Genomic DNA, 7,821 nt, shown 5'->3' with positions numbered 1-7,821 from the left:
AACAGAAACACCCTTTGACTCAACATTATTATTCAGTGAAGAGCATATAAAATCTTGACGTCCAACAGAGTATCTACACATCAGAGTCTGCCCGGGCAGCTGCGGTATATTTGTATTTTACCTCTCACACTTAGCTCCTCACCCCTCACCCCTCACCCCTCACACTTAACTTACATCTGCTGATTCAACCCCATGTCCCAGAAGTCGATTTCCAGTCGGGTGGCGTCGTTGAAGATGCGGCTCAGCTGTTTGAAGCGGCTGGGAGACACCTCCGCCAGTCTTTCATTTAGCCAGGCCACTTCTGCCTGGGCTGCCGCCTGAAACTCGGCGCTTTCGTACATGGCCAGCCAGGCTTCATAGGGATTATTGTCGCCGCGTACCGTAGACGGCTGTGCAATCAACCAGCGTGCCACTTCTGCATAGCCCACCAGGCAAGGCGCCAGGGCCACATGCATATCCAGCAAGTCACCCCTGTTGCCGGTGTCCAGCACATAGCGGGTGTAGGCCAGCGTGGCTCGGGCTTCCGGCAGCTCGGCCAGTTCCTGTTCGCCGATGCCCCATTGCCGGCAATAATCGATGTGCAGGCCCAGTTCCAGATCGATAATGGCATCGAGACCGGCCTTGGCATGGCGCAAGTCGGCCAGCGTCGGGCTCTTGTAGGCGGCGAGGGCGAAGGCGCGTCCGAACTGAATCAAGAACAGATAATCCTGTTTCAGATAATGACGAAATGCTCTGGGTTCCAGGGTGCCGTCACCGAGCTGGCGCACAAAATCATGTTCGATATAAGCCCGCCAAGGCGCCTGGTTGTCTTGTTTCAAGTCATTGAAAGTAAAGCTCATCTCATGTCCTTATTGCGGATGTTGCCGAAAACGCCCTCACCGGCCTGAATCCCGGTCGAGGGCGAATGAACAGTGACCATTCTGGCGTTTTTCCCTGCAATATCAACCGAGAGCATGAAGGAGGCACACTAACATCAGGATTCAAGCTGCGCTCTGTTGTAATAAAACAACTAAAGCGGCTATAGTGGCCTCCAGTCTGCCGCCGGCAGCCGGTTCGAATGGACGCTCACATGAGAACAAGGGGAAATATGGCACAGAATAATCGCCCTACCGCCGGTACCCGCACATTGTTTCATTGTCGTTATCGACCATCTTGCGTATACTTTTACCCCGTCTTGAATTCCACATTTCATTCGTTCCCTAGCTTTCTTCAGGTTCTGCATGACGACTAAATATATTTTTGTTACTGGTGGGGTTGTTTCCTCTCTGGGTAAAGGCATTGCTGCCGGCTCCCTGGCGGCCATCCTCGAGGCTCGTGGTCTTAATGTGACCATTATGAAGCTGGATCCTTACATCAACGTGGATCCGGGAACCATGAGCCCGACCCAGCACGGTGAAGTCTTCGTGACGGATGACGGTGCTGAAACCGACCTGGATCTTGGCCATTACGAGCGTTTCATTCGTACCAAGATGACTCGCCGCAATAACTTCACCTCCGGCCGCGTTTATGCGGACGTGCTGCGCAAGGAACGACGTGGCGACTACCTGGGGGCGACCATTCAGGTGATCCCGCATATCACCAATGCCATCAAGGACAGAGTGATTGCCGGTGCCGAAGGGCATCAGGTAGCTATTGTGGAAGTCGGCGGTACCGTGGGTGATATCGAATCCCTGCCGTTCCTCGAAGCGTTGCGCCAGCTGGCGGTGGTGGTGGGCCGGGAAAATACCCTGTTCATGCACCTGACCCTGGTGCCCTACATGGCGGCGGCCGGCGAGGTGAAAACCAAGCCGACCCAGCACTCGGTGAAAGAGCTGCTGTCTATCGGCATTCAGCCCGATATTCTGATTTGCCGCAGCGATCGCGCCATTCCCGCCAATGAGCGCAGCAAGATAGCGCTGTTCTGTAACGTGTCCGAAAAGGCCGTTATCTCGCTGAAAGACGTGGACTCCATCTACAAGATTCCGGCGCTGCTGCGCTCTCAGGGTCTGGACGAGCTGGTGGTCAAGCGTTTCGGTCTGGAGTGCCCGCCCTCGGATCTGTCCGAATGGGAGCAGGTGATCTACGAAGAAGCCAACCCCATGGGCGAAGTGACCATCGGCATGGTCGGCAAATATATCGAGCTGCCCGATGCCTACAAGTCGGTGAACGAGGCGCTCAAGCACGGTGGCCTGAAAAACCGGTTGACCGTCAACATCAAGTACATCGACTCTCAGGATCTGGAAAGCAAGGGTCTGGGTCTGCTCGAAGGTCTGGATGCCATTCTGGTACCCGGCGGCTTCGGCGAGCGCGGTGTAGAAGGCAAGATTATGGCCGCCCGTTATGCGCGTGAACATCGCGTACCTTACCTGGGCATCTGCTTAGGCATGCAGGTGGCGCTGATCGAATACGCCCGCAACGTGGCTGGTCTGGAAGGTGCTCATTCGTCCGAGTTCGACAAGCAGAGTCCTTATCCGGTGGTGGGTCTGATCACCGAATGGATCGATGAAGAAGGCAATGTCGAAGTGCGTGACGAGCTGTCCGATCTGGGCGGCACCATGCGTCTGGGTGCCCAACTGTGCCATCTGGAGCCGGGTTCCAAGGTGCACGATCTGTACGGTTCCGACACCATCTACGAGCGTCATCGCCACCGTTATGAAGTGAACAATCGTCTGCTGCCGAAGATTGAAGCCGCCGGCCTGAAAGTGACCGGTCGCTCTGCCGACAAGAAGCTGGTCGAAATTATCGAAAACCCGGATCATCCCTGGTTTGTGGCGGCGCAGTTCCACCCGGAATTTACCTCTACTCCCCGTGATGGTCATGGCCTGTTTGCCGGTTTCGTGAAGGCGGCGGGGCAATACCAGCAGGGCGAGCTGGAATAATCTGATATAACGGCTGAGCCAACGACTCAGCCGTCTTTTTTAGTGCTTTATTTCGTTTTTACCTTTCAACTATTTTTACCTTCAACAAAGAGGAAGTTAGAGAATGGCTAAGATCGTTAAAGTGATCGGTCGTGAAATCATCGACTCTCGTGGCAACCCTACCGTAGAAGCCGACGTATACCTGGAAGGTGGCGTCATGGGCCGCGCTGCGGCGCCGTCCGGTGCTTCTACCGGTTCCCGCGAGGCGCTGGAACTGCGTGACGGCGACAAGTCCCGCTTTCTGGGTAAAGGCGTACAAGTTGCCGTTGCCAACATCAACGACCAGATTGCTGCCGCTCTGATTGGCAAGGATGCAACCCAACAGGCCGAGATTGACCAGATCATGATCGACCTGGACGGTACCGATAACAAGGCCACCCTGGGTGCAAACGCCATCCTGGCCGTGTCTCTGGCCGCTGCCAAGGCCGCTGCCGCCGCCAAGGGCCTGCCGCTGTACGCCTGGATTGCCGAACTGAACGGTACCCCCGGTCAGTACTCCATGCCGCTGCCGATGATGAACATCATCAACGGCGGTGAGCATGCCGACAACAACGTCGACATTCAGGAATTCATGATTCAGCCGGTCGGCGCCAAGAACATCAAGGAAGCGCTGCGCATCGGTGCCGAGGTGTTCCACAACCTGGCCAAGGTACTGAAGGCCAAGGGTCTGAGCACCGCGGTGGGCGACGAAGGTGGCTTCGCGCCGGATCTGGAGTCCAACGCTGCCGCCCTGGCCGCGATCAAGGAAGCGGTAGAGCAGGCCGGTTACGTGCTGGGTAAAGACGTGACCCTGGCGATGGACTGCGCCGCCTCCGAGTTCTTCGACAAGGAAGCGGGTAACTACAACCTGAAAGGCGAAGGCAAGATCTTCACTTCTCAGGAATTTACCCATTATCTGGAAGAGCTGACCAAGCAGTATCCGATCGTGTCTATCGAAGACGGTCTGGATGAGTCTGATTGGGACGGCTTCGCTTACCAGACCAAGGTGCTGGGCGACAAGATCCAGTTGGTGGGTGACGATCTGTTCGTCACCAACACCAAGATCCTGAAAGAAGGCATCGACAAGGGCATCGCCAACTCCATTCTGATCAAGTTCAACCAGATTGGCTCCCTGACCGAGACCCTGAATGCCATCAAGATGGCCAAGGACGCCGGTTACACGGCGGTGATTTCCCACCGTTCCGGTGAAACCGAAGATGCCACCATCGCCGATCTGGCGGTGGGCACCTGTGCCGGCCAGATCAAGACCGGCTCCATGAGCCGTTCCGATCGGGTTGCCAAGTACAACCAGCTGATCCGCATCGAGGAAGAGCTGGAAGGCAAGGCCCCGTACCGCGGTCTGTCCGAGGTGAAAGGCCAGGCTTAATACCTGCCTTTTGCGGCTGATATTGTGGTCTGTTTCGGGCAGGTAATGCCGATACGCAATGGAAGGGAAAAGGGAACTGCAAAGCCGACCGTCAAATGCCATGGCCGGAAAATGCTCCTGCCGTTCCGGCATTCCCGCCATCCATGGCGGTCAGATGGCATTTGCCGAGCGCTACATGGATGTATTTACAGCGTGTCGGCGGCGCAGTCCCTTTGTCCGACCCTACACTGCAATAACAGACCACTTATGCCGCAAGACAGAAACCCCGCCCCGTGCGGGGTTTCTTTTGTTCGGCTCCCGAATATGGGAAACTAGCGCGCTACTTTTGGAGGATTGATGCGCACCCTGACGCTGATACTGCTCGCCCTGTTAGGCGCCCTGCAATACCATCTGTGGTGGGGGAAAAACGGTCTGGCCGAATATAACGAAGCCCAGGCTAACGTTACCCGCCAGATGACCGATAACGAACAATTGGTTGCCCGTAACGCCTTGCTATACCGGGAGATCGAAGATCTCAACAAGGGTCTGGCGGCGGTGGAAGAGCTGGCACGCAACGACTTGGGCATGATCAAGCCCGGAGAAACCTTTTACCGCCTGTTGCTGGCGGAAGAGCCATCATCACCATGATACCTGATCAGTCTTTTACCGCCGTGGTACCCGCGGCCGGGATCGGCAGCCGCATGGCGGCCGAGATACCGAAACAGTACCTGCCGTTGGGTGGCAGCACCGTGCTGGAACAGACTCTGGCTCGGCTGCTGAATCATCCGGCCATCGATCGCATTATCGTGGCCACCGCCGAGCAGGACCCCTGGTTTGAACGGCTGGCCGTCGCCCGTGACCCGCGGATATTGCGAGTGAATGGCGGGCGCGAGCGGGCCGATTCGGTGCTTAATGCGCTGGCTCATGTAGAAACCGACTGGGTGCTGGTGCACGATGCAGCCCGCCCCTGTCTGCACCGCGCCGATCTCGATGCCGTACTGGCGGCGGGCCGGCAACCCCAGGGCGCCCTGCTGGCCAGCCGGGTGCGTGACACCATGAAGCGGGGTGATGGTCAGGGCGCGGTCAGCAGCAGCGTGCCTCGCGACGAACTCTGGCACGCCCTGACACCGCAATGCTTTGCTACCGCCCCCCTTCGGCAGGCCCTGAATGATGCCCTGGTCGCCGGTTGCGCCATCACCGACGAGGCCTCGGCCATGGAGTGGGCCGGTTTTCATCCCCGGCTGGTGGAAGGGCGCGCCGACAATATCAAGATAACCCGCCCGGAAGACCTTGGCCTGGCGGGCTTTTTTCTGCAGCAGATGAACGAGAGCAAACTATGATGCGAATCGGGCACGGTTTTGACGTGCACAAGTTTGGTGGTCAGGGGCCCTGTATCCTGGCCGGGGTGGCGGTGCCTTACGCCCAGGGGCTGCTGGCCCATTCCGACGGTGACGTGGTGCTGCATGCCCTGAGCGATGCCCTGCTCGGGGCCATCGGTGCTGGCGATATCGGTCGTCACTTCCCGGACACGGATGCGGCTTATGCCGGCATCGATAGCCGCATCCTGCTGCGCGACGTATTCGAACGGGTCAGGCAGGCCGGATTCACACTGGGCAATGCGGACATTACCGTGCTGGCCCAGGCGCCCAAACTGGCGCCTTTCATCGGGGACATGGTGGCCAATATCGCCATCGATCTGCAGGCAGATCCCACCCTCATCAACGTCAAGGCCACCACCACCGAACAGCTCGGTTTTGTGGGCCGCAAAGAAGGCATAGCGGCAGAAGCCGTGGTGCTACTGGTAACAGCATGAACAACTGGCACTATCTGCACGGACAACCCGAATACCGTGGCCGCCTGAAGGCGGCACCGGAAGATTTTATCGTACGCGAAGACCTGGGCTTTGGCCCCGGTGGCGAAGGCGAGCATATATTGCTGCATATTCGCAAGCGCGGCCAGAATACCCAGTGGGTGGCGCGCGAGTTGGCGCGGCTGGCGGGCGTGACACAGCGTGAGGTCACCTGGGCCGGGCTCAAGGACCGACATGCGGTGACCGAACAGTGGTTTGGTGTACATCTGCCGGGCAAGGAGATGCCGGACTTTTCGAGCCTCGAAAACGACGACGTACAAATTCTGGCCATTGCCCGTCACAACAAGAAGCTGAAAACCGGTGCTCTCAAGGGCAACTGGTTCGAGCTCAGGATCACCGAGCTGGAAGGGCAGGGTGACCTGGAGTCCCGTCTGGCGGCCATTGCCGAACACGGCGTGCCCAATTATTACGGCGACCAGCGTTTTGGCCGGGAGTTCGGTAACCTGGATCAGGCCCGGGCCATGTTCAACGGTCGCCGGGTTAAAGACCGCAACAAGCGCTCCCTTTACCTGTCTTCTGCCCGCAGTTACCTGTTCAACCTGGCCGCCAGCCACCGATTGGCAGCTGGTCTGGGTGAGCAGTTGCTGGACGGCGACTGTGTGATGCTGGCGGGTAGCCAGTCTTTCTTTACCCTGGGCGAAGACAATCCACTGGACGACGCCATGCAGGCCCGTTTTGACGAAGGCGATGTACGCCTGAGTGCCCCGCTGTGGGGTCGGGGCCGGCTGGCGAGCAGCGGTAACCCCGCCGAGCTGGAACAGGCGGCGATTGAAGGGCAGCAAGACCTGTGTGCGGGGCTGGAAGCTAACGGCCTCAAGCAGGAACGGCGGCCCTTGCTGCTCAAGCCCGAGCAGATGAGTTGGCACAGAGAAGGCGACAGCCTGACGCTGTCGTTCTGGTTACCGGCAGGAAGCTACGCCACCAGCCTGGTGCGGGAATTGATCAAGGATAATGGAACCGATGAAGATACTGGTGAGTAATGATGATGGTGTGAATGCCTTAGGCATTCGTACCTTGAGCCGGGTGCTGGCGGAATTTGCCGAGGTGGTCACGGTGGCGCCCGACCGTAACCGCAGCGGAGCCAGTCACTCGCTGACGCTGGAAGTGCCGCTGCGGGCCGACAAGCTGGACGACAGCGGCTTCTATTCGGTCAAGGGCACTCCCACCGATTGCGTACACTGGGCGGTGAACGGCCTGCTCGACCCGGATCCGGACATGGTAGTGGCCGGCATCAATCACGGTGCCAACCTGGGCGACGACGTCATCTACTCCGGCACGGTGGCGGCGGCCACCGAAGGCCGCCACCTGGGCTTACCCTCGGTGGCAATATCGCTGTGTGGCGATCGCTACTTCGAGACCGCCGCCCATTATGCCTGCCTGCTGGTGCAGGGACTGCTGCGGGCGCCGCTGGCGTCCAACCAGATCCTGAACGTCAATGTACCCGACTTGCCCCTGGAGGAGATTCAGGGTATCAAGGTGACTCGTTTGGGTAACCGTCACCGCTGCGATGCGGTGCTCAAGGAGTACGACCCTCGCGGCCGTCCCATTTACTGGATAGGCCCCCCCGGCGCCATTCAGGATGCGGGTGAAGGCACCGACTTCGACGCGGTGGAACGGGGCTATGTCTCCATCACGCCGTTAACCATCGATATGACGGCCTATGCGCAAATGGCGGCGCTGACCAGCTGGATTAAAGAAGTGGAGTGACA

At 58.5% G+C, this 7,821-nt stretch carries 8 protein-coding genes; 7 read left to right on the top strand and 1 reads right to left on the bottom strand.

What is annotated here, in order from left to right; all coding sequences use genetic code 11:
* Positions 1–170 precede the first annotated feature (170 nt).
* Positions 171–839, bottom strand: coding sequence for a thiaminase II (tenA, locus tag Q0753_RS15875; protein WP_298723407.1), 669 nt, complete (start codon positions 837–839; stop codon positions 171–173).
* Between the two features lie 381 nt (positions 840–1,220).
* Between tenA and Q0753_RS15870 the strand changes: the two genes are divergently transcribed.
* The 7 genes from Q0753_RS15870 to surE all read left to right on the top strand — a co-directional run bounded on the left by Q0753_RS15870 (position 1,221) and on the right by surE (position 7,819).
* Positions 1,221–2,858, top strand: coding sequence for a CTP synthase (locus Q0753_RS15870; protein ID WP_298723404.1), 1,638 nt, complete (start codon positions 1,221–1,223; stop codon positions 2,856–2,858).
* 103 nt (positions 2,859–2,961) lie between these two features.
* A complete protein-coding gene (eno, locus tag Q0753_RS15865; RefSeq protein ID WP_298723401.1) occupies positions 2,962–4,263 on the top strand; it encodes a phosphopyruvate hydratase in 1,302 nt (433 codons plus the stop codon).
* Positions 4,264–4,599: 336 nt separating this feature from the next.
* Positions 4,600–4,890 carry a cell division protein FtsB gene (gene ftsB / locus Q0753_RS15860; RefSeq protein ID WP_298723398.1) on the top strand — a complete coding sequence of 97 codons (291 nt, stop codon included), beginning with the start codon at positions 4,600–4,602 and terminating at the stop codon, positions 4,888–4,890.
* Positions 4,887–5,582 (top strand): 2-C-methyl-D-erythritol 4-phosphate cytidylyltransferase, encoded by a 696-nt coding sequence (gene ispD, locus Q0753_RS15855; protein WP_298723395.1) that lies wholly within the window; start codon positions 4,887–4,889, stop codon positions 5,580–5,582. Before ftsB ends, ispD begins: the two co-directional genes overlap by 4 nt.
* On the top strand, positions 5,579–6,055 hold the full coding sequence (gene ispF / locus Q0753_RS15850; RefSeq protein ID WP_298723392.1) for a 2-C-methyl-D-erythritol 2,4-cyclodiphosphate synthase: 477 nt from the start codon (positions 5,579–5,581) through the stop codon (positions 6,053–6,055). Before ispD ends, ispF begins: the two co-directional genes overlap by 4 nt.
* Positions 6,052–7,092, top strand: a complete 1,041-nt coding sequence (gene truD, locus Q0753_RS15845; protein WP_298723389.1) for a tRNA pseudouridine(13) synthase TruD — start codon at positions 6,052–6,054, stop codon at positions 7,090–7,092. The genes ispF and truD overlap by 4 nt, the downstream gene beginning before the upstream one ends.
* Positions 7,073–7,819 (top strand): 5'/3'-nucleotidase SurE, encoded by a 747-nt coding sequence (gene surE / locus Q0753_RS15840; RefSeq protein WP_298723386.1) that lies wholly within the window; start codon positions 7,073–7,075, stop codon positions 7,817–7,819. Before truD ends, surE begins: the two co-directional genes overlap by 20 nt.
* Positions 7,820–7,821 lie beyond the last annotated feature (2 nt).

Origin of the sequence: uncultured Oceanisphaera sp. (assembly GCF_947495715.1) — a bacterium.
Classification (GTDB): Bacteria; Pseudomonadota; Gammaproteobacteria; order Enterobacterales; family Aeromonadaceae; genus Oceanimonas; species Oceanimonas sediminis.
Note: the sequence above shows the minus strand (reverse complement) of the source record. Positions and strands in the feature narration are given on the sequence as shown.